Source organism: Paraniabella hibiscisoli (genome assembly GCF_022512515.1).
GTDB lineage: Bacteria > Bacteroidota > Bacteroidia > Chitinophagales > Chitinophagaceae > Niabella > Niabella hibiscisoli.
Map to the genome: position 1 here is coordinate 886,160 of NZ_JAKWBK010000001.1, position 24,697 is coordinate 910,856.

A 24,697-nucleotide genomic window follows, 5' to 3' on the forward strand; every position below is an offset into this window, starting at 1 on the left:
GGTTAAAATGTAATATTGATACCCGCTAAAAAGTTCCGGCTTCTTGGATAACGATTGTAGTCGATTCCCGGAGTCAATGATGTCTGTACATCCACCTCAGGATCATACCCTGTGTACTTAGTCAGCAGAAATAAGTTATAACCACTGAAAAATACCCTCAGGTTATTAATCTTCATGCGGTTGAGCAGGCTTTGCGGCAATCGGTACCCTAAAGTTACGTCTTGTAAACGCAGGAAAGATCCGTCTTCTATAAAATAAGAATGAGTAACTTTTTTACCAATATCTACCGGGTTAAAAATGGTAGCATTAGCGTTCACTTCCTGGTACTGGGTTAGGTAGTTTGCATTGCTCACCATCCTGTCTCCGTAGATATCATCCGCATATCTCCAGCGTTTGTCTGAACTAAATTCCGGTAGTATGTTGAAGTAATTATTCACATTGCCTTCAAAGGATGATAAGGTATAACGTGTAGCGTTATTGACATCAAACCCGTACATAAAAAGAAGTTAGCCGACATATCAAAATTGCCCAGCCCTCCTGAGAGGTTTAAACCTCCACTGAATTTAGGGTTCGTGTTTCCGATCACGACTTTGTCTCTTTCATTCACCACATTAGTTTCACCTTCTCCATCTACAAAGTTTTTAAACTTCGGACGGCCAGGTTGTGTACCAAATAGTGCATCGTTAATTACCGTTCCGGGTTTAGCCACCCAGTTAATCCCCTGCAGATCAAACTCATCAAATCTATAAATACCATCATATACATACCCGTAAATAAGGCCCAGCTGATCGCCTACTTTTATCATATAATCGGCATCCGACGAATTCCAGCGGCTGGATGTCATCCATATAACATCCTCCGTTCCATTCAACTTATCGATGGTTTTTTTATTCGCACCAAAAGTGAAGGTTGTATTGAAGTAAGCTTTTTGTTTTTGTATGATCTGTGCATTAATCGTGAGTTCAAAACCCCGGTTGGTTACCTGGCCGATATTCTGCATTTGTTTTACGTAGCCAGTGGTTGTTGGGATATTACTCTCATACAGTAAATCCTTGGTTGTATTGATATAATATTCCGGCGTGATGGTTATACGATCCTTAAACAGACCAATGTCGAGTGCGAGGTTGCGCTTGATAGAAGTCTCCCACTTGATATTAGGATTAGGAAGTGTGGCGCCGCCGGTGTTGGTGTAATATTCATAACCTGTTTCATTGCTCTCACCCCAGCCCGGTCCTCCGCCCGTATTAATTCTGTATTGGTAACGCCACATATCGTCTTCAATTTCATTGTTTCCGGTAAGCCCGTATGCAACGCGTAATTTAAGCTGCGAGAATAAGTTCTGTTCCTGCATAAACTTTTCGTTGGTCACCATCCAGCCACCCGAAACAGCCGGGAAATGGCCCCATTGATTACCCGGAGCGAATCTCGTAGAACCATCGGCTCTGTAGGTAAGCGAAAGCAGGTATCTTTTCTCAAAATCGTAGTTAGCCTGTGCAAAATAAGATGACAGCCTCACTGGTGAACTCATAAACGATGTTGCCTGCCAGGGCGTTCCCAGGCCAAGGTTTCTCAGGGCTCTTTCCGGCTCTACATCCTTAGGAAAATAACGGGAACGCTGTGAAGCTGAAAATCCCTTTGAGCTAAGAATTTCCTGACCCGCTACTATCTGATAACTGTGTTTTTCCTTAGAGCCCCGATATTCGAAGGTATTAGACCATTGATACCGGCTTCCTCTCGAAGTGGTCATTTGTGTTAAAGGCAAACCATTATTGCTGATCGCATCACGGGTCAGATCGCCCCAAAATTGATCCACATAACCAAAGGACATATTTTGAGAACCCACCGAACGAAAGGTCAGGTTTTTCAAAATTTTCCAGTCCAGCATAGCCTGGTTGGAGAAAGAGTAGTTATTATCCCTTAAATAGTTTTGCTCCAGATCGCCACGAGGGTTATTGTATTCGAAAAGCCTTTCCTCATCCGGATCAATATCCTCTGGCGGCAGGTGCGAAAATTCGCGAATACCATTGGTAGGCCGGTAGCGCAATACACCTATAAGACCGCCCGCGCCTACTGCACTTGCGCCTCCACCTTTTCTCTTGGTATAAGTAAAGCGCGGCACAATCTGCACTTTTACTTTTTTAGAAAGATCTGCTTCAAATTTCGTAAGCACATTGGTTCTTGAGAACCCGGATCCCATCAATACACCATTTTCCTCGTGATGGGTGATACTGGTATTATACCGCATCGTTTGCGTACCACCGTTGAGGGTTATATTATACATATGGCTTAATGGGTTACCTCCCAAAATTTCATCCTGCCAGTCATTACCCTCAAAGCGTTTGTACAAATCAAAATCCATGGGATTACCAAAGTTTCCACGAAACCTTTGGCGGTTGGTATTATTACCCACCACCGCTTCATACTGAATTTTTACAAACTCATACGGATCCATTACTGCTATCTTTCGGGCCAGTGTTCTTACCTGTGTATTATGGTTAAATGTTACCGATAATTTACCCGCCTGGGCACGCTTGGTAGTAACTACCACCACCCCATTACCTCCGCGGGCTCCGTAGATAGCCGTTAAAGAAGCGTCTTTAAGAATGTCGATGCTCTGAATATCTGTAGGAGGAATATCGTTGATATTGGGCACCTGGAAACCATCCACAATAAACAGAGGCGCGTTACTTTGCGTAACGGAAGTACCACCCCTGATACGGATATTGATCTCGGCGCCGGGCTCACCATCTGCCACAGTTACCTGTACACCCGCGGCTTTACCCTGCAAAGCTTCTGCCGCTGATGATACCGGAACACGGGCCAGCATTTTTCCTGAAACAGAAGAAACCGAACCTGTCAAACTTTTTACGGATGTGGCAGAACCGTATCCAATGATCACCACATCGTCACCGGCAACAATATTTTTACCAGGGAAACATGCATGCCTTCTGTTGCTACTATTGTTTGTCCCATATAACCGGTGAAAGAGAAAACCAGGCTGGCAGTATCTCCCGCGGGAACATTAATCGAGAACTTACCGGCAACATCTGTTTGAGTGATAGCAACACCTTCTTTTACGGCAACCGTAACACCTTGCAAGGGAAGTTTTTCATCATCCACTACTGTACCAGAGATCTTTTTAGTTTGCGCATTCGCAGCAGCGCAAAAAAGACCGTCAATAGCATAAGCAATAATCTGTTCATGTGGCTTTTAATTTTAGTTTTAGAACTCCGGAATTACAAAAAATACGCAATCGGTTTCATTTTTATGCCGGAAATAATCCAATCGTTAAGCAATTGTACTTATTTTTTTTGAAGCAGGTAGGTACAGGATAGATTTATTTACGCAAACGTTTTCGATAGCAGTTATTGATGAAGATTTTGATCCTAAAATAGAAACCCGCTTCTTTAAAAGTGCGCACAAAAGCATACATCAAACAGGTTCAAGTACCTGCAAATACTACATTATAGCATGTATTAGAAAATAAAACACTACATCAAAACTTTATAGTAAAACCCGGGCCACTCATGCATCAAAACAAATCGTTCCCCGCAAGGAAATTACTGGCTCTCTGTAACGAGCATTATGATCGCTATTCAACACTAATAGATGGTGGGACTAAAAAGACTGTTTTAAAATGTCAAAAATTGCATCTTTTATAAAAACGGTTACAAAATTTATTTTTATACCCTATTTTTAAACTTTATTTATCAGCAACGATTGCCCAAAATTTGATTTAACTCCATTTTTATCCCGCTTATGCACCCCTCCCCACCTCTTTTTTACTGGTAGCTCTAATTATGTTTTCGCCTGCGAAGGCACAAACAACTGTTGATGGAAAATCTACCTTATGGTACAGCCAGCCGGCTTCCAACTGGAACGAAGCGCTTCCTATCGGAAACGGTCCATTGGCGGCCATGGTATTTGGCAACCCGCTGAATGAGAGCGTACAGCTAAACGAGGAAACAATCTGGGCCGGAGAGCCAGGCAATAATTTGCTACCCAATGTAGCGGCGCCGATTGGTGATATACGCAAGCTGCTGTTTAATGGTGAGTATAAAGCCGCACAGGATCTTTCCAACCAGGCTTTTCCACGACAGGCACCTGCTAATGCCAACTATGGCATGCAATATCAAACGGCGGGGGCTTGTTGATGCGGTTTGCAGACAAAGGAGCTGTTACTAATTTCCGCAGAACACTGGATCTTAAAAATGCGGTGGCTACAGTTACCTATACCAGCAATGGCATTAACTATAAAAGAGAATATATTGCTTCTTTAAAAGACCGGGTTATTATGGTACGCGTAACCGCTGATCGCCCGGGCAGTATTGACTGTGATCTTCAATTACGAAGCCCCTTTAAACAATATACAAGGGCTATAAAAGGAAAGCAATTGAGCTTATCCGGAAATACCTCATCAGTAGATAACAAAACGGGTAAGCTGCAGTACGAAGTAAGAGCATTGCCCATTGCTGAAGGAGGTAGTATACGTGCTACCGACAGCCTGCTATCTGTATCAAAAGCGAACTCATTAACCGTATTTATTTCCATCAGCACTAATTTCATTAATTACAGAACCCTGGGTAATGACCCGGTATTACTGAATGATCAAAGGCTCAACACTGTTAGCCGTAAACCCTTTGCCAGCCTGAAACAGCAGCATATTGATCTCTATAAAAAATACGTCGACCGCGTGAGCCTTGACCTGGGCAGCAATGAAGCTGCTAATCAACCTACTGACGAACGTATTAAAGCCTTTGCCCAAACCAACGACCCCGCGCTGGTGTCCTTGTATTTCCAATTCGGGCGATACCTGCTGATCTGTAGTTCTATGCCGGGTAGTCAGCCTGCTAATTTGCAGGGCAAATGGAATCATTTACTAAGTCCGCCATGGGATAGTAAATACACGGTTAACATCAATACAGAAATGAATTACTGGCCCGCAGAAGTAACAGCCTTACCCGAAATGCATGAGCCCCTTTTTAAAATGCTGGAAGAAGTTATCCGTTACCGGTAAAGAAAGCGCCAGCCAGATGTATGGAGCACGCGGCTGGAACCTGCACCACAACACAGATCTGTGGCGCATCACCGGGCCGGTAGATGGTGGTTTTTATGGTATGTGGCCCATGGGAGGTGCCTGGCTAAGCCAGCATTTATGGCAGCATTACCTGTTCACGGGCGATAAACATTTTCTGAAAAAATACTACCCGGTTCTAAAAGGAGCCGCCTTGTTTTATGTGGATGTACTACAGGAAGAGCCAAAGCATAAATGGCTGGTGGTGGCTCCTTCTATGTCACCCGAAAACACCTACCAGAGCGGCGTTGGCATCAGTGCCGGAACAACAATGGACAATCAGCTGGTATTTGATGTGTTCAATAATTTTTTACAATCTGCCACAATACTCGCCAGCGATGCTTCATTAGCCGATACCGTAAGCAATATGCTGAAACGTCTTCCGCCAATGCAGATAGGCCAGCACGGGCAGCTGCAGGAATGGCTGGAAGACTGGGACCGCGCCAACGATAAGCACCGGCACGTATCTCACCTGTATGGACTATTTCCGGCAGCACAGGTATCTCCTTATACCAACCCTCAATTATTTGAAGCTGCAAGAAATAGCCTAGTGTACCGCGGCGATAAGTCCACAGGATGGTCGATGGGATGGAAGGTAAATTTATGGGCCCGGTTACTGGATGGCGACAGGGCTTACAAATTAATAGCCGATCAGCTTTCACCGGCCTCCCTGGAAACAAAGGGACAGAACGGCGGTACTTACCCCAATCTCTTTGATGCCCATCCACCTTTCCAGATCGATGGAAATTTTGGCTGCACTTCAGGAATTGCCGAAATGCTGTTGCAATCTCACGATGGCGCACTACATATTTTACCGGCTATTCCTACTAATTGGAAACACGGATCTATACAAGGGCTGATCGCCAGAGGAGGTTTTGTAGTTGACATTAAATGGGCTGACGGAAAGGTCACCTACCTGAAAATACAATCCCGCTTAGGTGGTAATTGCAGGTTACGGCTCAACCACTTCCTCAAACCGGTGACGGCTTTTGTTCAATTATGGAAGGCATCGGGAGCCAACAGCAACCCGTTTTATTTTGTACCGGATATCAGGAAACCATTAATATCAGATAAAGCAAAACTAGCAGGCAACACCATCGAAGAAACTGCCTTGTTCGATTTTAAAACGATGCCAGGAAAAACATATGAATTTATAAGTAAGTAGTTATCATAAAAAAGAGCAATAGGCCTGGTTATACCAATGGCTGGCTTATTTGTTAAAACCGGCTGCCATTACAGTACGGATAGTGCTATGCTGTGCATAATTCTATATCTTCGCAGCAAAGGTGTGATGCTTGTATGAAGTTTGAAGCTGCTACCATAAAGGATATTGCCAAAGCGCTGGGACTGTCGACTTCGACAGTATCGCGTGCTTTGCGGGACAGCCACGAAATCAGTGAAGCCACCAAGAAAAAGATCAGGGACTACGCCGCAGAGATCAATTATCGCCCCAATCCCGTTGCTTTAAGTTTAAAGGAGAAAAGAACGCTATCTATTGGCGTGGTGGTATCGGAAATTGCCAATACTTTTTCAGCCAGGTGATTAACGGTATTGAATCCATTGCCTATAAAAACGGGTACAATGTTATCATTACCCAAAGCAGGGAATCATTGGAGCGGGAACAAATGATCCTGGATTATCTTACCTCCAGATCAATTGACGGTTTGATCATTTCTATTTCTTCTGAAACCAGCGATTTCACTGGCTTAAAGCAGCTGCACGAAAAGAGGTTACCCATTGTATTTTTCGACCGGGTGGTGGAAGAGATCAACACCCACAAGGTAATTACCGATAATTTACAGGGTGTGTACCAGGCTACACAACATCTTATTCAAAATAAATTTAAGCGCATTGGTATTATTGCCAGCAACCCTAATCTCGCTATCACCCGGGAACGTCTTGCCGGCTACCTGCAGGCCCTGGCAGATAAGAAGATGACGGTGGACAAATCGCTGATCCGTTATTGCTCACATGGAGGCTCAGATGTGGAAGAGGTTGAAACGGCGGTAAAGGAATTGCTAAAGCTTAAAAAGAAGCCAGATGCGCTTGTTTTGCTGGCAGACAAGATCACAACAGAAACTTTCAGCATTTTAAAAAGAGAAAAGATCCAGATCCCCAAAGATATGGGCGTGATCGGTTTTAATAATTCCAAGTATACCTCGCTTTTTGATCCAGCCCTTTCGGTGATCCGCCAGCCGGCATTTGAAATGGGTGAAAAAGCCGCTACATTGTTGCTGAAACTGATTGAAAGCAAGCGTGCTGTCACCGATTTTCAACTGGAAAGCCTGGCCCCAGAGATCATCATCAGGGAGAGCAGCCAAAATAGCCGTTAGATACCCGAATCTTTATTATATTTGCAGCCCTTTCCAAAGGAGTTTGGAAAATGGCCCGGTAGTTCTCCCGAACTTTCGGGAGGATAGAATAAGAGTTCTTACACAAGAAGCAAAACCAAAGATTTGCTTTAATATTGGCCCGGTAGTTCAATGGATAGAATAGGAGTTTCCTAAACTCTAGATACAAGTTCGATTCTTGTCCGGGCTACAAAAGGAATGATCACAGTCATTCCTTTTTTTGTTTTCAAGTCATTTGTGGGTATCGATATACATATGCACTAAACCTTATATGCCGGGCAGTCATTTCGTTCGGGGAAACAAGTTCCCTGCCCGACTGCGTCTTGGCAGGCGGGGATTCTTGTCCGGGCTACAAAAGGAATGATCACGGTCATTCCTTTTTTGTTTTCAAGGCATTTGTGGGTATCGAATACATACGCACTAAACCTTATATGCCGGGCAGACATTTCGTTCGGGTAAACAAGTTCCCTGCCCGACTGCGTCTTGGCAGGCGGGGATTCTTGTCCGGGCTACACAAAAGGAATGATCACGGTCATTCCTTTTTTGTTTTAACGGCATTTGTGGGTATCGAATACATACGCACTAAACCTTATACGCCGGGCAGACATTTCGTTCGGGTAAACAAGTTCCCTGCCCGACTGCGTCTTGGCAGGCGGGGATTCTTGTCCGGGCTACAAAAGGAATGATCACGGTCATTCCTTTTTTGTTTTAACGGCATTTGTGGGTATCGAATACATACGCACTAAACCTTATATGCCGGGCAGACATTTCGTTCGGGTAAACAAGTTCCCTGCCCGACTGCGTCTTGGCAGGCGGGGATTCTTGTCCGGGCTACACAAAAGGAATGATCACGGTCATTCCTTTTTTGTTTTCAAGTCATTTGTGGGTATCGATATACATATGCACTAAACCTTATATGCCGGGCAGTCATTTCGTTCGGAGAAACAAGTTCCCTGCCGACTGTGTTATGCAGGCGCGCCTGCCCGTTCGCTCCGGCAGGCGGGGATTCTTGCCCGGGCTACAGTCAAAGGAATGATCACGGCCATTCCTTTTAATATATCGGTTGAAAACAAAGAGCCTTTAAGCACCAATATCCAACTTATACCCTTTGCCCCGAATAACAACGATCTTTATGTTCGGATCTACTTCTAACTTTTTCCTGAGTTTTGATATAAACATATCTAGGCTACGCCCTACTATTACGCCTTCATCTTCCCAGATCTCTTTTTGCAGCCTGCTTCTTTCTATGGTCTGGTTAGGAGATTGCGCGAAAATGAGCAACAAACGGGTTTCAGTTCCTGTCAGCTCTATGATATTTTCATTTACGATCAATCGACGCTCCTTTGCATTAAATAAAATAGTACCTAGAGAAAACTGATCTGCAGGCGGCTTATTATTATTGGATATTTTCTTCGGTTTGGCAGACCTCAAAAACATAAACCCAACAAATGCCAGAAACGGCAGGCTACCCAGCAGGGTTACCGTCCTTACAATATTGGTATCCGCTGGTTCAAATTTAATATTGATGATATAAGATGCCTTAGGTTGCTTTCTTCCGGTACAGCTTACGATGTCATCTTTTTCTTTCCGGATATAGCAAATCCATAGGCTACACTATTGTTGCCATTCAAAACATTAACGATATAGCCACCTGTAAGCGGGTCGTTAGCTAATAAACGCCTGGTGGTGTTCACCAGGGAGTCTGGTTGAAAACTAAAGTCATTTGCAAAGCTGATGCGGTACTCATTTTCGCCGGTCTTTTTACCGGCAGCACCCTTGAGGTACTGTCGCCAGACTGCAAAAGCAGTTCATGCCCGATCCTGCGAAGCAAAACTTCCCGCCTGGCAATATCAAAATCGTCCTTATCTCTTATGGTGAAAGCCAGGCAGATCACCGCAATAAATGAGAGTACGAGCAATCCGAAAAGGTATTTACGTTTTCCGGACAGGATGCTTAGGCTATCAGACATACTTTACAATTTATTTACAAAGGTTACATTTTTATTTACAATCCTGATTCTCAGGCCTAAAAACATGAAAGTACTTTCGTTGTATCCCTCCTAAAATAATTTATCCATTTTTTTATTAACCAATATAATCTCTGTAGCATGAACAACAAAACAACATGTACCTTTCTAATTGTAGTAACAACTTCTTTGCTTTTTGGTTGCAGCGGCCCTGTAGCAACTGAGAACAAAGAGAGTGCAGTAACAAGCTCTTTACCCCTGCATGTAGATGATAAAAACTATATTACCATAGATACAGCAGAAAGTGTTGTAACCTGGAAAGGCTCTAACCTGCTTGGCTCCAACACCCATACAGGATATGTTTATTTATCCAAAGGAGCATTACTGATCAAGGATAACCAATTGGTGGGTGGCAGCGCCGAAGTTGATATGAATACCATTGAAGACGAAAGCCATGGTAGAAATAACAATCTTGTCAATCACTTAAAAGATCCTGATTTTTTTAATGTTACAACATTCCCCACTTCTACCATTGCAATTACGAGTGTTGAACCAGGGAACAGTGATAATATAAAAATTTCGGGAAACTTAACCATTAAAGGCATCACGCACCCCGTTAGCTTTCCTGCCAAAATGGAAGTTAAAAATGGAATGATTAAAGCCGACGGCAAGCTGGTCATTGACCGGGCCAAATGGGATGTTCGCTATAAATCAGGAAAATTCTATACGCTTTTAGCGGACCAAACGATATCAGATTCCATTGAATTCCATTTTAAAATCGTTGCAAAAAAACAGATAAATGCTAAAGACTGTTTTCGGGAAATCTGGGGTTTCCCTTGTTCTGAGAGAATCAAAAACCTGATTTGCAATCAGTCAAAATACCTGCACTTTTTAGCAAACCAGCGTAAAGCTTAATCCGGTTTTATTTTAAACTACTTCCTGATATTCATTTAACAAAAGGAATGATCGCCTATGGGCCATTCCTTTTCCAGCATCTTTAGTTAACTCAATTCCCGCTATTTAAATTAACTTATGATTGTGCCAGAACTTTAATAAATTCATATAACAAAATTATCAACAGGGTAGGGCTATATGAAAACGGCTGTTCAACAATTATTGCTGGGGTTATTGATGCTGACCCTTTTCGCCTGCAAGAGTACCATGAGCAGGAAAACAAATGTACTTACACAAAAAACAGCTGCAAAACCCGGAGCAACGAAGCAGACCGCGGAACCACAAAATCCGACAGCTAAGACGGGTAATAATGCTACTGATCATACACCCTTTAAAACTAAGTATCCGGGTATAGATGCTTCCACACTGGTTTACCGGTCTCCTGAATATTTTCTTTACAAGGCTGACAGCCTGCAAATGGCTTCTGCAAGAACCACCTATTTTAAAACCCTGGACACGATCATAGCTCAGCTATCTGTTACGCCAGACAACAAGTTCAACCCCGCGGTTAATACCGACCAATGGTATGCAGCAATTGATTTCAATATACGCAGACCCAACTATGTTATCCTGCATCATACAGCGCAGGACAATGCAGCGCAAACCCTCTTCACCTTTTCTGTTCCAAGACCCGGCAGAGAGTCCAGCGCCCATTATGTTATTGCTAAAGACGGCAGCGTATTCCAGATGTTAAATGATTATGTGAGATCCTGGCATGCCGGGGCGAGCAAATGGGGAAGCATTACTGATATGAACTCCTGCAGCCTGGGTATTGAAATAGATAATAATGGAAAGGATGAAGCCTTTACCGATGCCCAGATCAATGCGCTACTTATATTACTACGCTATTTAAAAGAGCAATACAAAATCCCCCAGGCTAATTTTATAGGCCACTCCGATATTGCACCCGGAAGAAAAGATGACCCCGGCAAATTATTTCCCTGGAAAAAGCTGGCCGATGCAGGATTTGGATACTGGTACAATGCCAATGCTTTAAAGGAGCCGCCCGCAGACTTTAATACTACCTGGGCTTTGCGTATAATTGGCTATGATGTTAGTGACATGAAAATAGCGATCGGGGCATTTAATCTTCATTATCTTCAAAAGTCTAATACAGATAGCCTAACGGATTATGATAAAAAAGTGCTGTATAATGTGGCTTTGAAATACATGTAGAGAATCTTGTAATCTTCTTTTACAGACCCAGTAATAAAACATGGTAAATGACTAATGCCTAAAATGCTCACTAACCATTTTATTTTAACAAACCCCTTCTGCTTTACTCATATATTTTGTTTATACTTGCTATGATAACATTATTGCTGATGTCTTAAAAATTAACGATGGTTCTAAAAATTGCATGTTGCTATTGGCAATAATTTTTTTATCTGCCAACGGCTTTTGCCAATCGCCCATCGGCACCTGGAAAACAATCGATGATAATACCAAAAAGGAAAAATCGTATGTGCGCATTTATGAAACGAAAAGCGGCAAGTTGCAGGGCGAAGTGTTGAAAATACTGGATCCGGCAAGGGAAAACGCTACCTGTACTACTTGTACCGGAACCCGGAAGGACAAGCCGGTAAAAGGCATGATCATTTTATGGGGATTGACGAAAGACGGTGACGAATGGTCGGGTGGACAAATACTCGACCCTGAAAAAGGCAAGCAATACAAATGCTATATTAAACCGAAAGGGAAGAATGAATTAGAAGTTCGGGGCTATGTAGGCTTTTCGCTGATTGGCAGAACACAGACCTGGCAGCGGGTACCATAATATTTTTAGTAGTTAATCATTTTAACCTAACTTATGGACTCAGCAAGCAGTATTGGCCTTGTTTATGCTATAAATAGTATTATATTACTCAGATAAATTATAACGCATGATCATTCAAATTAACTCAGACAATCATTTAACGGTAAGTGCCGAATACAGAGAAAAATAGAAGGAATAGTGATGGCAGAAGCCGACCGTTTCCTGGAACATTTAACCCGCATTGAAGTATATCTATCTGATCAGAATTCGCATAAAGATAACGGCGCTGACAAACGTTGCAATATTGAAGCAAGATTGAAAGGCAAACAACCTATTGCCGTTTCAGATGACGGTGAAACTTACGACATTGCTATTAACGGAGCTACTGATAAGCTAGCTACTTCATTGGAAACAATAATAGGTAAGATGCAAAATCATTAATACATCATTTGTTTAGTGTAATAAAAAGATCAGGTTGCTCAACAAGTTGAACAACCTGATCTTGCTTTAATATTTATCTCCAACCTCCTCCTAAATCCTTATACATATTTACCACAGCACTCAGCTGGTTTTTCCTGGTTTCTGCCATCTCCAGCCTCGCTTCCAGCACATCGCGTTGCGTAGTCAATACTTCTAAATAATCAGCTCTTGCAGCTTTGTATAAAGCATTAGACACATCCACCGATTTATTCAACACCTGCACCTGTTTTTGCTTTTGCTCAAAAGTCTGTTGCAGATTACTGATATGGGAGAGTTCATTAGCCACTTCTATATATCCCCCTAATATCGATCGTTCATAATTGTATACAGCCTGCAACTGCCTTGCATTAGCCGTAAGATACTGCGCTTTAATAGCATTCTTATTTATTAACGGCCCTGCCAGGTCGCCTACCCGAAGCTATTAGTGACTCGGGCAGCTTAACTAGGTAACTGGGATTAAAAGCATTCAGTCCCACTACAGCCGAAATATCAAAAGATGGATAGAACTGCGCCCGCGCCACTTTAACATCCAGTTTGGAAGCAGCCAGCTCCAGCTCTGCCTGCCTGATATCGGGCCTGTTAGCCAATAACTGTGATGGCACACCCGTACTAATCGGCGCTAAAGTCGAATTCATAAAGTCGGCTTGCAGCCTGGCTATAGGTTGAGGATACCTCGCCAGTAAAAAGTTAATACGATTTTCTGTTTCCTTAATACCCTGCAGTATTTCAAATTCACGGCTTTCCGTGCTCTTTACTTCCGCCTCGAATTTTTGTACCGCCAACTCTGTTGCCCTTGCGGCTTGCTTCTGCACTTTTACAACCTCCAGCGCGTTCTTCTGTAAGGCAATATTCTGCTTAACAATATCCAACTGGTAGTCGAGCGATAATAATTCATAGTACGAATTAGCCACTTCTGCTATCAGGTTAGACAACACAAAATTTTTGCCTTCGATAGTAGATAAATAGCGGTCTACTTCTGCATCCTTTGCGTTATGCAGCTTGTTCCAGATGTCTACCTCCCAGTTAGCGTTGACACCCACGATAAGATCACCGAGGTAATCGGGCACTTTTTACCAGGCGTAATTTCCGTGGATGCATCACCTGCGCCCTGGCTGGTGTAGCGTCCTGCTTTATCGATACCAACGCCTGCTCGATATCCTACACTCGGCAATAGCTCTCCTTTTCTCGCCCTGACTTCGTTCCGCGCTATTTCTATTTCCTGCAAAGTGATGTTCAGCTCCTGGTTATTTTTTAAAGCTGTATCTATTAATACTACCAGGTTGGGATCGGTAAAAAAGTCCCGCCATTTTACCATCCCGGTATTCGACGTGTCCTGCGAAACGGCATAAGTCTCGGGCACCTCTTTATTTTCCCGCTTTTGAGCTACCTGGGGAACACGGCATCCTGCATAGATCATGCAGGCGCCTAATATCCCCAACGGAGCGAATATGTTACGAATCTTCATATATTTTCTATTGAGTCAGATCTTCTGATAATGGATTTTCATCTTCTATTTTGATCAGTTTTCTTTTAGCAGCAATGCTGCCAAAGATGTAATACAACCCGGGTATGACAATTACACCAAACAGGGTTCCGAAAAGCATACCTCCGGCTGCAGCCGATCCTATGGTTCGGTTACCGATCTTACCCGGACCGTTGGCAAATACTAATGGAATCAGGCCGGCAATAAAAGCAAAGGAAGTCATTAAAATAGGACGGAACCTTACTTTGGCGCCCTGCATGGCCGATTTTAAAACAGACATACCTGCACTATGCTGCTGGGCTGCAAATTCCACGATCAGCACCGCATTTTTACCCAACAAGCCGATCAGCATCACCATAGAGATCTGCGCGTAAATATTATTCTCCAGTCCAAACAATTTCAGGAAAAGAAAAGCACCGAAGATACCAGCCGGTAAAGAGAGGATTACTGATAAAGGCAAAATAAAGCTTTCGTACTGTGCAGAGAGAATTAAATACACAAAGCCCAAACATATCAAGAAGATATAAATAGCTTCGTTCCCTCTTGATACTTCATCTTTTGAAATACCTGCCCAATCGATACCAAAGCCTCTGGGCAGAGTCTTCTTCGCTACTTCATTGATAACACTAATGGCTTCACCGCTACTATAGCCCGGAGCGGCCGAACCGCTTATTTCTGAAGCATTGTACATATTATGCCGGGTAATCTCTGAAAGGCCATATACTTTTTCCATCTTCATAAAAGCTGAAAAAGGAACCATTTCATCATGATCGTTTTTTACATATAGTTTCAGGATGTCATCGGGTAATGCGCGGTATTGTGGCAGGGCTTGTACAATAACTTTGTATTGCCTGTCGAACTTAATAAAACTGGTTTCATAGTTACTCCCGATAAGTGTTGACAGGGTGCTCATAGCGTTATCTATGGTAATGCCTTTTTGTTGCGCCAGGTCATTATCTACCCGCAGCATATATTGTGGAAAACTGGCGCTGTAAAAAGTAAATACCGATGAAAGCTCTTTACGTTTATTGAGCTCTTTTACAAAATCATGGCTCACCTGTTCCATTTTTTATAATCGCCGCTCCCCGCCTTATCCAGCAGGCGTAACTCAAAACCGCCCGCAGCGCCATAGCCAGGCACCGCCGGAGGCTGGAAGAACTCAATGGCTGCACCCGGGATACTTTTGGATTTTTCTTCCAGCTGCTCTATAACCTCCTGCGCCGATTCTTTCCGGTCTTTCCAGTCTTTGAGATTGATTAAACAGGTTCCTGAATTGGCGCCAGTCCCTTCCGTTAATATCTCGTAACCGGCAAGGGCTGATACAGATTTTACGCCATCCACTTCTTCCGCAATACGCTCTAGTCTTTCCGAGATCTCATTCGTCCGCTCAAGCGATGAACCCGGCGGTGTTTGTATAATCGCGTAGATCATTCCCTGGTCCTCGTTAGGTATAAAGCCCGAAGGTACTGTGCCACTCAGCAACCAGGTGCCCACACAAAAAGCAATCAGCAGGCCGAAAGTAATAATGCGACGACTCACCACCCGGTTCAAAAAGCGTATATACCGGTTGGATAAAAGATCAAAGCGCTTATTGAACCCATCAATAAATTTGTCAACCAACGATTTCTTTTTGATATGACCATGATGGTTCTTGAGTAAAATAGCGCAAAGCGCCGGAGTCAATGTTAAAGCTACTACACCTGACAATATTATACCCGTAGCCATTGTGATAGAAAACTGCCGGTAGAAAATACCTACCGGACCTGACATAAATGCTACCGGTATAAATACCGAAGCCATCAGGAAAGTGATCGCTACTATGGCGCCGCTGATTTCTTTCATAGCCTGTTGTGTAGCTTTCAACGGAGAAATATTACTCTTCTCCATTTTTGCGTGTACCGCTTCAATCACCACAATGGCATCATCTACCACTACCCCGATCGCCAGCACTAAGGCAAACAGTGTAATAAGATTTAACGTGATGCCAAAGAACTGCATAAACACAAAAGTTCCTACCAGGGATACGGGCACGGCTATAATAGGGATGAGGGTAGAACGCCAGTCACCGAGGAAGATAAAGACCACGATACCCACCAGTATGAAAGCTTCCACCAGGGTGTGAATTACTTTCTCAATAGAAGCATCCAGGAATTTCGATACATCGTAGCTGATCTCATAATCCATTCCCTTGGGAAAGTTATCTTTCAACTCTTTCATCTTTGCTTTTACATCTGCTATTACCTGGCTGGCATTACTACCATAAGACTGCTTCAATACAATAGCGGCAGAAGGCTTACCATTCAGATAAGAGTACAGGTCATACATAGAGCTTCCAAACTCAATGTCAGCCACATCTTTTAACCTTAACAACTCTCCGTCAGAGCTGGCCCTGACCACAATGTTCTCATATCCTTCCTTACTGCTATAACGTCCCGGGTATTTCAATACATATTCAAAGGACTGCGATCTTTTACCAGAGCTTTCACCTGTTTTACCTGGCGAGGCTTCCAGGCTCTGCTCATTTAAAGATTTCATTATTTCTTCTGCAGATATTTTGTAAGCCAACATCCTGTCCGGCTTTAACCATATACGCATGGCATATTCCCTGTTACCCAATATATCTGCATAACCTACTCCGTCTACACGCTTTAGTTCGGATAGCACATTGATATCGGCATAGTTGTACAGGAAGTTTTCTCCCATTGATGTATCCTTTGTATACAGGTTGATATACATCAGCATGTTCGATTCCTCCCGGCTGATCTTCACCCCTTCACGTATCACCAGCGGCGGCAATTTATTGGTTACAGCGGCTACACGATTCTGTACATTTAAGGAAGCCTGGTTAGGATCGGTGCCCAGGTTAAATATGACCTGTATTACGGCTTCTCCATCATTACCGGCATCAGAAGCGATGTATTTCATCCCTGGTACACCATTGAGCGCACGCTCCAGGGGGATCACCACTGATTTAATCAGGAGCTCGTTATTCGCACCGGGATACTCTGCCGTAATATTCACTTTGGGAGGAGATACCGAAGGGAATTGCGTTACCGGCAGATGTGTTAACGCCAACACGCCCAGGAATACAATAATGAGCGATATAACGATGGATAAAACCGGTCGTTTTATAAATTTTCCAAACATAAAATTCTCTTTAAATAATTATTCTGCTTTTAAATGAAGGTTGCTCATTACCTGGCGTGGTTGCTCATACCGGTATTGTATCTTTTGCTCCTCCTTCACTGTTTGTACACCTTCCAGCAGTATTTTATCATCAGCAGCAAGACCGCTACTTACTATATACAGATCGGGTAATTCAGCGCCTACATTGATCATACGGGCTCTTACTACATGGTTATTGTCAATAACAAAAACATATTTACGGTCCTGCAGCTCATAGGTAGCTTTTTGAGGAATAACCACGGCATTCTTAAGAGGTACGGTCATTCTTACTTTCCCGGTTTCACCATTTCTTAATAATCCATCTGGATTAGTAAACCGGGCTCTGAAAGCGATGTTACCGGTTTCACTATCGAACTCACTTTCTATCGTTTCTATTTTACCCGGTACGCCGAGCGCATCCCCGTTAGCTAAAATGAGACCAACTTCTTGCTGTGCATTCTTTTGAAGATTTTTCTGGTAGTTCAGGTACTCCGGTTCACCCACATTGAAATACGCAAACACCTGGCTATTGTCGGATAAGCTGGTGAGTAAAGCGCCCTCATCAATAAGACTTCCCTGCTTTAAAGGAATACGGTCGATAATACCGCTGAAAGGCGCGCGTATTTCTGTAAATGATAAATGCGCCTGGGCCAGCTTGGTTTCTGCATGAGCCTGCTCCAGCTTGGCCTGGGCCAATGCCTGCTCACTTTTAGAAACGATGTTCTGGTCTGCCAGGGTTTTTGCGTTCTGAAGCTCGATGGCGGCTGCGCTGGCTTCTGCCTTTGCCTTCATCAGCTCAGCTTCGTAAACCTGTGGCATTATCTTAAATAATAACTGCCCGGCTTTTACGTATTGTCCTTCATCTACGTATATCTTTTGCAGGAAACCCCTGCTTTGTGCACGCACTTCGATATTACGCACCGAGCGTATCTGGGACACATAATCTTTATTAAGCGATGTATCTATTTGTAAAGGACTGGTAACAATATATTGTACTTCTTCCGCTTTCTCTTCAGCGTGTGACTTACAGCTTGTTTGGTATATAAATGCGCATAACGCATAAACGATTACTATCCGTTTCATTATATTAGGGAATTATGTATAAGGGCTGATTACCGGCCGATGGCCGTTGCCTTATTTCAGGAAAGAAATTATTGAACGATTGATTTTCAAAGTATAGGATAATACAGCAGTGGTGTATGTAACGATACACGAACAATTGATCCAGGCCTTAATGGCTGGAGTTGGTAATGGTAAAAAATACTGCTGAAAATAGATTAGTATCAGATCCTGAAAACACAGAGCTCGTTACGACTAAGCACCGATACAGGTTGCGATGAAGTTATATACCAGCCATTGGCAAACTGGTCATCTGTTTGAGATAGATAGGCTGAAAGAAAATAAGCAAGAATGCTTTGTAGTTGTTTTCTTACGGGAGCAGAAACCGGCAGATCATCTTCCTCGTCATTGGTACAGATCAGCCGCTCGGTCAGTTCCTGGTCAGCAGCGTTTCCAACCTTGCTGATTTGTTTCTCCATCTGCTGAACCAGGAGATTGATTTTTGAGTTATTCCTGGTGTTATCACTCACATTTCGGCTTTTTGCAAAAGCAGTATCACCTGTATTAAACAGGAGTGTACATAAACAAATACAAAAGATAGCCCAACGCATAATGCCGATAAATTGCTTTTCAAAATTAGTTAAAGATGCCAGGACAGCTTATAACCATACAGCAAAAAAAGGTTAAATTTTAAATATTACAAAATAGGTCCTGATAATTCATGGCTAATTAATAGTTTACGACCATAGTAAAACCTACCTTGCACACTAAAGTGCCCGGTCTCCAATAACTCAAACCGAAGAAACAGCGCTTTATTTCCCCTCACCTTAAAAACATTCATTGTATGTCCTCAAACACTCAAAAAGTAACAAAAGACGAGTTAAAAAAAATGGATGCCTATTGGCGTGCCGCTAATTATCTTTCGGCAGGTCAGATCTACCTTAAAGACAATCCTCTGCTACGCGAACCCTTGAAACTGGAACATGTAAAACAGGTGCTGCTGGGACACTGGGGCACAACGCCCGGCCAGAACTTTGTTTATGCTCATTTAAATCGTATCATCAATCGGTACAACCTCGATATGATCTACATTTCAGGGCCGGGGCATGGCGGGCCAGCTTTGGTAGGAAATACGTATTTAGAAGGTACGTACAGTGAGATTTATCCCGAGATTACCCGGGACGCAGCAGGTCTTAAAAGACTCTTTAAACAATTCTCTTTTCCCGGTGGTATACCCAGCCACGTATCACCCGAATGCCCTGGCTCCATGCATGAAGGAGGTGAGCTCGGTTATTCTTTAAGCCATGCTTTCGGGGCCGCATTTGACAATCCGGATTTAATGGTGGCTTGTGTGATAGGAGATGGAGAGGCAGAAACCGGCCCGCTTGCTACAGCATGGCATTCCAATAAATTCTTAAACCCTGTAAAAGACGGCGTGGTTTTACCGATCCTGCATTTAAATGGTTATAAAATTGCGAACCCTACCATTTTTGCCAGAATTGAAAAGGAAGAGATGGATAATCTCATGAAGGGCTATGGGTGGAAACCTTTTTGGGTGGATGGCGAAGACCCTGTGTATATGCATCAGCGCATGGCTGAAGTACTGGATGAAGTGATGGCTGAAATTAAAACTATTAAAGAAGCTGCTGCAAACAATGAACAGTTTGAACGTCCCACCTGGCCTATGATCATTCTTAAATCACCAAAGGGTTGGACGGGGCCCAAAGAAGTAGACGGATTAAAAGTGGAAGGTAGCTTCAGAGCGCACCAGGTGCCGCTTTCAGATCCTGCACACAATCCCGAACACTTAGCGGCTCTTGAGAAATGGTTACAAAGTTATAAACCCGAAGAGCTTTTTGATGAGGAAGGAAAATTGTTTGCCGAATGGCAGGAACTTTCACCGGTAGGTGACAGGCGAATGGGGGCTAATCCACATACCAATGGCGGTGCATTGATGCGGGATCTGCACATGCCCGATTTCAGAACCTATGCACTCGATGTAAGTATGCGCAGTATGCCTGGCCCTGGCGACACCAAAGTGCTGGGTGCTTTTATAAGAGATGTCATTAGGCTCAACATGCATAACTTCAGGATATTCGGTCCTGACGAAACCTTATCCAACCGACTCAATAAAGTATTTGAAGTTACAGAGCGGCAATGGGTAGCCGACACTTTTGATGACGACGAATTTATTAAAAAAGAAGGCCGGGTGCTTGAAGTGCTAAGTGAGCATCAATGTGAAGGATGGCTGGAAGGGTATGTACTTACAGGCCGGCACGGGTTATTTAATTGTTACGAGGCATTTATACACATCATCGACAGTATGTTTAACCAGCATGCCAAATGGCTGAAGATGACTTCAGAGATAAGCTGGAGAAAAAACTGCCATCACTAAATATTCTTTTGGCATCGCATGTATGGCGGCAGGACCATAATGGCTTTACCCACCAGGATCCCGGCTTCATAGATCATGTTATCAATAAAAAGGCTTCTGTTGTAAGAGTGTACCTGCCACCGGATGCTAACTGCCTGCTGTCTACAATGGACCATTGTTTGAAAAGCCGTCATTATGTAAATGTGGTCATTGCAGGCAAACATGTATCACCTCAATGGTTAAACATGGATGAAGCCATTGCGCATTGCACCAAAGGAATCGGCATCTGGCCATGGGCGAGCAATGATGAAGGCGCTGAGCCGGATGTAGTGATGGCCTGCGCCGGCGATGTTCCTGCATTAGAGACACTGGCTGCCGCATCTATCCTAAGGAATAAGTTACCGGAGCTTAAAATACGCGTGGTAAACGTAGTAGACCTGATGCGCCTCCAGCCCGCCTCTGAGCACCCACATGGACTTAGCGATATTGATTTTGATGTGCTCTTTACTAAAAACAAACCAGTGATCTTCGCCTTTCATGGTTACCCCTGGCTGATACATCGGCTCACTTACCGCCGCACCAATCATCATAATATACATGTAAGAGGATATAAAGAAGAAGGCACTATTACTACACCTTTTGATATGACGGTGCTTAATCAAATGGATCGTTTCAGCCTGGTGCAGGATGTATTGAACCGACTACCACAGCTGGGAGAAAGAGCTGCTTACATAAAAGAAGATATGAAAAACAAACACATCGAACATAAAAACTACATAAGAAAATATGGTGTAGATATGGACGAGGTACGAAACTGGAAATGGGAACTTTCCTAAAAAAGAGTAACTGATATTTATATACTAAAATCCCGCCGACGAAATCAGCGGGATTTTTGCATCCCCCAACCATGCCCTTATCAGGCTCAGATTCAGGTAAAGGTATACTACCATCATCTTTAAAAGCTAACCTCTGTCAGTTACCGCAATGACATAAATCAATAGGCATCTATACCAGGGTCATACTATAAGTTTTTTGTTTGTTACAGCTTTGTTAACACAAAACAGAAAATCACACACAAATGAAAAAGATAAAACTAGTAGCCCTGTTCATATTTGGTTTAAGTATGAACATCTTCGCCCAGGACAGTTACAAGCTGGTGGAAAACAAAACCAAAAACATGGTAACCGGCACTTCTACCCTGCATGACTGGAGATGCGTTGCTGAGAAACAATCTGGCACTGCTGTAATAAAAACAGGCGACATGCTGGAAGTAAAATCGCTGACAGCCCGTATAGCAGCCAAGTCTTTGAAAAGTATAAAAGAGAATGGTAAATACTATGATGATGCGATGGACAAAAATGCATACAAGGCATTGGATGCGGATAAGCACCCCGAAATCGCTTATACATTAACCGGTGTATCGAATATGAAAACAACGGGTACTGCTTCTACTTTTTCTGCAACCGGTACTTTAACCATCGCCGGCAAAACCAATAAAGTAACCTTCCCGGTAAAGGCGGTGGTAAACGGTAATACAGTAACATTTACAGCCACTGTTAAATTTAAACTGACGGCTTTCGGTATTACACCACCTAAAGCGCTGATGGGCACTATTAAGACAGGTGATGACGTGGCCGTAGTATTGAACTCAACCTTTGCTAAATAACCTCAACCAGATTTTTCATCTAAAAAAATGTTTATGAAACGCTTATCATTAGCGATAGCCCTGATCGGATGCGTTAGCCTTGTACACGCACAAGACAATAAATCTATCATCTCCAAACTGCACTCTGATGTACAGTTTACCAGGCCCGGAGATAAAACAGGCTTGAATATGTTTGAAACCACCAAAGAAGATACCATTCCTTACGATGGCCTTAAAGTAAGATTTGGCGCGGGCTTCTCTCAACAATTTCAAAGTCTTACGCACAGCAACTCCGGCGCAGTTGCACTTTACCCGAGACTAGCGCCCGGCTTTGGGATAGCACAGGCTAACCTTACTATGGACGTGCAGTTATACGATGGTATTAAATTAAATCTTACCAGTTACCTGGCGGCAAGACACCATAACGAAACATGGGTAAAAGGCGGTTATATTCAATTTGACAAACTACCTTTTAAAGGCGCAGGCTGGGACAAACTGATGCAGTACGCAACCATTAAAGTAGGACACATGGAAATTAACTATGGTGATCAGCATTTCCGTCGCTCAGATGGAGGTAATACCATCCACAATCCATTTATGGAGAACTACATTATGGATGCCTTTGCTACGGAAATCGGAGGAGAGTTTTATCTTCAAAAAGATGGAGTCATGGGAATGGTTGGTATATCTAATGGCCTTATCAATGGCACTCAGCAGTCTCCAATATTAGCCGCAGGTACCGATACTACAAGTTACCACCGCAATCCCTCTTTCTACGCCAAAGGCGCTGTAGATAAGAAATTAGGAGAAATAAGAGTGAGAGGCGCAGCATCTGTATACTACAATAACAGCTCTGGCCGTAGTACCTTGTATGCAGGTGACCGTACCGGTAGCAACTATTTCTTTGTAATGGAAGGCGCTACCGCTACATCCAAAGACAACTTCACTTCCGGACGTTTCGACCCCGCGCTTACGAACCAGATCCTGGCCTTTCAATTAAATGGTTTTATAAAAGCCAAGGGCCTGGAGCTGTTTGGCACTTACGAAAATGCCAAAGGCCGCAGCATTAATGAGAAAGTGGCCAACTTCGACAAACGCAGTGTAAACCAGTTTGCCGCAGACATCATTTACAGGATAGGGGCCAAAGAAAAAGTATTTATCGGTGGGCGTTACAATACCGTACGGGGACAATTATTAGCCAGCAATAAAGACAAACAAAGCATTGACAGAATGGCAATCGGAGGCGGATGGTTCCTCACCAATAATATCTTAATGAAAGGTGAATATGTAGATCAAAAATATAACGATTTCCCGGCTGCAAACAGAATGGCAGATGGAAGGTTTAAGGGTTTTGTGATGCAGGCGGTAGTTGGTTTCTAAAAAAGCAGGAGGGTGGGGCCACAAGCCGTAGCTCCGCTCTCTTCACAAACACACAATCATGTTACTGGTAAAATTCATATGGGTTAGTTTCTTTTACTGGTTGATGCCGGATCTGCCCGCTCAAACATTTCAAACCACTATAGTTGAGGGCAGCACTTTTACTTTAAAAGGCTCCTCCAACATCAACAAATTTGAGCTCGTATACACAGGCAACCTGGCCAAAACCAATAAGGTACAAGTAGAAAGAGAGCCTACCCGGATGAACATGAAATCCGGTTCGGGAGTGAGCCTGAAGGTGGAAGATTTTAAAAGTACCAATGCTTATATCACCAAAGACTTTAGAAAAATGCTTAGAGCTGATACCTACCCCAACCTGGTTATTGAGCCGGTAAGCGTATGGAAGCTGAAAAACCTGGCAGGAACCGTGTGTGTACTGATCAACTTAACCATAGCCGGATGTACACACCAGGAAACAATCAGCTTAAACCTCACTCAACAGGATGCAACAGCGCTTCAATGCAAAGGCATTCATAAAATATCGCTTAAAAAATATGCACTTGCCGCACCTAAAAAAGCCCTTGGCGCAGTGCAGGTAAATGATGAGGTAGCGATCGATATGTTGCTGAAGCTGCAGTTCAAAAAAATAAAATAATAAAGTCAACACAATATCATCTAACGAAAAAATAACCATTATGATCATTCAATTACACGCAGACAGAAGCCTGAGTATACATGAAGAATACGCATTGAAATTAAACGGCGTAATTGCCAGAGAGCTGGATCGCTTTGCTGAACTGTTAACAAGAGTAGAATTACATCTTGCCGACGAAAATGCGCAGAGAAAAACAAAAGAAGATAAGAAATGTACCATTGAAGCAAAGCTTAAAAGCAAGCATCCTGTGACCGTTACCAGCCATGGCAACACTTATGACAATGCAGTAACCGGCGCAGTACAAAAACTTAAAGCATCCTTAGATACTATAGTAGGAAAAATGCAGCATCATTAATTG

General features: G+C 43.2%; 26 protein-coding genes, 1 tRNA gene and 2 pseudogenes. 16 read left to right on the forward strand and 13 right to left on the reverse strand.

Annotated elements, in window-relative coordinates:
* Window positions 1–2 precede the first annotated feature (2 nt).
* The 3 genes from MKP07_RS05690 to MKP07_RS05700 are packed head-to-tail and all read right to left on the reverse strand — an operon-like array spanning window position 3 to window position 3,195.
* Window positions 3–497: a hypothetical protein gene (locus MKP07_RS05690; RefSeq protein ID WP_240845680.1), complete on the reverse strand. Its 495-nt coding sequence runs from the start codon at window positions 495–497 to the stop codon at window positions 3–5.
* Window positions 434–2,902: a SusC/RagA family TonB-linked outer membrane protein gene (locus MKP07_RS05695; RefSeq protein WP_240845682.1), complete on the reverse strand. Its 2,469-nt coding sequence runs from the start codon at window positions 2,900–2,902 to the stop codon at window positions 434–436. The genes MKP07_RS05690 and MKP07_RS05695 overlap by 64 nt, the downstream gene beginning before the upstream one ends.
* The gene (locus MKP07_RS05700) at window positions 2,896–3,195 is read right to left on the reverse strand and encodes a carboxypeptidase-like regulatory domain-containing protein (protein ID WP_317235953.1); all 300 of its coding nucleotides are present in this window, start codon (window positions 3,193–3,195) and stop codon (window positions 2,896–2,898) included. Before MKP07_RS05700 ends, MKP07_RS05695 begins: the two co-directional genes overlap by 7 nt.
* 605 nt (window positions 3,196–3,800) lie before the next feature.
* On the opposite strand from MKP07_RS05700, the pseudogene MKP07_RS42180 reads away from it, so the two are divergent.
* From MKP07_RS42180 to MKP07_RS05725, 6 genes and pseudogenes are all read left to right on the forward strand, one after another.
* Window positions 3,801–4,510: pseudogene (locus MKP07_RS42180) on the forward strand (glycoside hydrolase family 95 protein); the annotation flags it as partial.
* Between the two features lie 183 nt (window positions 4,511–4,693).
* A complete protein-coding gene (locus MKP07_RS42185; protein WP_394803631.1) occupies window positions 4,694–5,017 on the forward strand; it encodes a glycosyl hydrolase family 95 catalytic domain-containing protein in 324 nt (107 codons plus the stop codon).
* Window positions 4,971–6,239, forward strand: coding sequence for a glycosyl hydrolase family 95 catalytic domain-containing protein (locus tag MKP07_RS05710; protein ID WP_240845685.1), 1,269 nt, complete (start codon window positions 4,971–4,973; stop codon window positions 6,237–6,239). The genes MKP07_RS42185 and MKP07_RS05710 overlap by 47 nt, the downstream gene beginning before the upstream one ends.
* A 134-nt stretch (window positions 6,240–6,373) precedes the next feature.
* Entirely contained in the window at window positions 6,374–6,616 is a 243-nt protein-coding gene (locus MKP07_RS05715) for a LacI family DNA-binding transcriptional regulator (RefSeq protein ID WP_240845687.1), read from the forward strand.
* On the forward strand, window positions 6,613–7,407 hold the full coding sequence (locus tag MKP07_RS05720) for a substrate-binding domain-containing protein (protein WP_240845689.1): 795 nt from the start codon (window positions 6,613–6,615) through the stop codon (window positions 7,405–7,407). The genes MKP07_RS05715 and MKP07_RS05720 overlap by 4 nt, the downstream gene beginning before the upstream one ends.
* Window positions 7,408–7,543: 136 nt before the next feature.
* Window positions 7,544–7,615: transfer RNA gene (locus MKP07_RS05725), tRNA-Arg, on the forward strand.
* Window positions 7,616–8,505: 890 nt separating this feature from the next.
* Here the strand turns inward: MKP07_RS05725 and MKP07_RS05730 are convergent.
* The 3 genes from MKP07_RS05730 to MKP07_RS05735 all read right to left on the reverse strand — a co-directional run bounded on the left by MKP07_RS05730 (window position 8,506) and on the right by MKP07_RS05735 (window position 9,394).
* On the reverse strand, window positions 8,506–8,856 hold the full coding sequence (locus tag MKP07_RS05730) for a winged helix-turn-helix domain-containing protein (RefSeq protein WP_240845691.1): 351 nt from the start codon (window positions 8,854–8,856) through the stop codon (window positions 8,506–8,508).
* Between the two features lie 134 nt (window positions 8,857–8,990).
* Window positions 8,991–9,119 carry a hypothetical protein gene (locus MKP07_RS37785; protein WP_262919163.1) on the reverse strand — a complete coding sequence of 43 codons (129 nt, stop codon included), beginning with the start codon at window positions 9,117–9,119 and terminating at the stop codon, window positions 8,991–8,993.
* A complete protein-coding gene (locus MKP07_RS05735; protein ID WP_240845693.1) occupies window positions 9,116–9,394 on the reverse strand; it encodes a hypothetical protein in 279 nt (92 codons plus the stop codon). Before MKP07_RS05735 ends, MKP07_RS37785 begins: the two co-directional genes overlap by 4 nt.
* Window positions 9,395–9,532: 138 nt before the next feature.
* Between MKP07_RS05735 and MKP07_RS05740 the strand changes: the two genes are divergently transcribed.
* From MKP07_RS05740 to MKP07_RS05755, 4 genes are all read left to right on the forward strand, one after another.
* Window positions 9,533–10,306, forward strand: a complete 774-nt coding sequence (locus MKP07_RS05740; RefSeq protein WP_240845695.1) for a YceI family protein — start codon at window positions 9,533–9,535, stop codon at window positions 10,304–10,306.
* A 177-nt stretch (window positions 10,307–10,483) separates the two neighbouring features.
* Window positions 10,484–11,521 carry an N-acetylmuramoyl-L-alanine amidase gene (locus MKP07_RS05745; RefSeq protein ID WP_240845697.1) on the forward strand — a complete coding sequence of 346 codons (1,038 nt, stop codon included), beginning with the start codon at window positions 10,484–10,486 and terminating at the stop codon, window positions 11,519–11,521.
* 193 nt (window positions 11,522–11,714) lie between these two features.
* Window positions 11,715–12,122 carry a DUF2147 domain-containing protein gene (locus MKP07_RS05750; RefSeq protein WP_240845699.1) on the forward strand — a complete coding sequence of 136 codons (408 nt, stop codon included), beginning with the start codon at window positions 11,715–11,717 and terminating at the stop codon, window positions 12,120–12,122.
* A gap of 165 nt (window positions 12,123–12,287) precedes the next feature.
* On the forward strand, window positions 12,288–12,542 hold the full coding sequence (locus MKP07_RS05755; RefSeq protein ID WP_317235954.1) for an HPF/RaiA family ribosome-associated protein: 255 nt from the start codon (window positions 12,288–12,290) through the stop codon (window positions 12,540–12,542).
* Window positions 12,543–12,615: 73 nt separating this feature from the next.
* Here the strand turns inward: MKP07_RS05755 and MKP07_RS37790 are convergent, their stop codons facing one another.
* The 7 genes from MKP07_RS37790 to MKP07_RS05780 all read right to left on the reverse strand — a co-directional run bounded on the left by MKP07_RS37790 (window position 12,616) and on the right by MKP07_RS05780 (window position 18,818).
* Window positions 12,616–12,918, reverse strand: a complete 303-nt coding sequence (locus MKP07_RS37790) for a TolC family protein (RefSeq protein WP_262919164.1) — start codon at window positions 12,916–12,918, stop codon at window positions 12,616–12,618.
* A gap of 43 nt (window positions 12,919–12,961) precedes the next feature.
* Entirely contained in the window at window positions 12,962–13,648 is a 687-nt protein-coding gene (locus tag MKP07_RS37795; protein ID WP_317235777.1) for a TolC family protein, read from the reverse strand.
* Entirely contained in the window at window positions 13,594–14,046 is a 453-nt protein-coding gene (locus MKP07_RS05765) for a TolC family protein (protein WP_240845703.1), read from the reverse strand. Before MKP07_RS05765 ends, MKP07_RS37795 begins: the two co-directional genes overlap by 55 nt.
* 7 nt (window positions 14,047–14,053) lie before the next feature.
* Window positions 14,054–15,121 carry an efflux RND transporter permease subunit gene (locus MKP07_RS37800; protein WP_317235778.1) on the reverse strand — a complete coding sequence of 356 codons (1,068 nt, stop codon included), beginning with the start codon at window positions 15,119–15,121 and terminating at the stop codon, window positions 14,054–14,056.
* On the reverse strand, window positions 15,118–17,211 hold the full coding sequence (locus MKP07_RS05770; protein ID WP_262919166.1) for an efflux RND transporter permease subunit: 2,094 nt from the start codon (window positions 17,209–17,211) through the stop codon (window positions 15,118–15,120). Before MKP07_RS05770 ends, MKP07_RS37800 begins: the two co-directional genes overlap by 4 nt.
* An 18-nt stretch (window positions 17,212–17,229) precedes the next feature.
* On the reverse strand, window positions 17,230–18,312 hold the full coding sequence (locus MKP07_RS05775) for an efflux RND transporter periplasmic adaptor subunit (protein ID WP_240845705.1): 1,083 nt from the start codon (window positions 18,310–18,312) through the stop codon (window positions 17,230–17,232).
* 200 nt (window positions 18,313–18,512) lie between these two features.
* Window positions 18,513–18,818: a hypothetical protein gene (locus MKP07_RS05780; RefSeq protein WP_240845707.1), complete on the reverse strand. Its 306-nt coding sequence runs from the start codon at window positions 18,816–18,818 to the stop codon at window positions 18,513–18,515.
* A 359-nt stretch (window positions 18,819–19,177) separates the two neighbouring features.
* Between MKP07_RS05780 and MKP07_RS05785 the strand changes: the two are divergent.
* From MKP07_RS05785 to MKP07_RS05810, 6 genes and pseudogenes are all read left to right on the forward strand, one after another.
* Window positions 19,178–20,790: pseudogene (locus tag MKP07_RS05785) on the forward strand (phosphoketolase); the annotation flags it as partial.
* Between the two features lie 117 nt (window positions 20,791–20,907).
* Complete coding sequence (locus MKP07_RS05790) at window positions 20,908–21,498, forward strand: phosphoketolase family protein (RefSeq protein WP_240850671.1); 591 nt, start codon at window positions 20,908–20,910, stop codon at window positions 21,496–21,498.
* 242 nt (window positions 21,499–21,740) lie between these two features.
* On the forward strand, window positions 21,741–22,328 hold the full coding sequence (locus MKP07_RS05795; RefSeq protein ID WP_240845708.1) for a YceI family protein: 588 nt from the start codon (window positions 21,741–21,743) through the stop codon (window positions 22,326–22,328).
* Between the two features lie 33 nt (window positions 22,329–22,361).
* Complete coding sequence (locus tag MKP07_RS05800; protein ID WP_240845709.1) at window positions 22,362–23,687, forward strand: hypothetical protein; 1,326 nt, start codon at window positions 22,362–22,364, stop codon at window positions 23,685–23,687.
* A gap of 58 nt (window positions 23,688–23,745) precedes the next feature.
* Window positions 23,746–24,339, forward strand: coding sequence for a YceI family protein (locus MKP07_RS05805; protein WP_240845710.1), 594 nt, complete (start codon window positions 23,746–23,748; stop codon window positions 24,337–24,339).
* A 40-nt stretch (window positions 24,340–24,379) separates the two neighbouring features.
* A complete protein-coding gene (locus MKP07_RS05810) occupies window positions 24,380–24,694 on the forward strand; it encodes a hypothetical protein (RefSeq protein WP_240845712.1) in 315 nt (104 codons plus the stop codon).
* The last annotated feature ends 3 nt before the right edge of the window (window positions 24,695–24,697 follow it).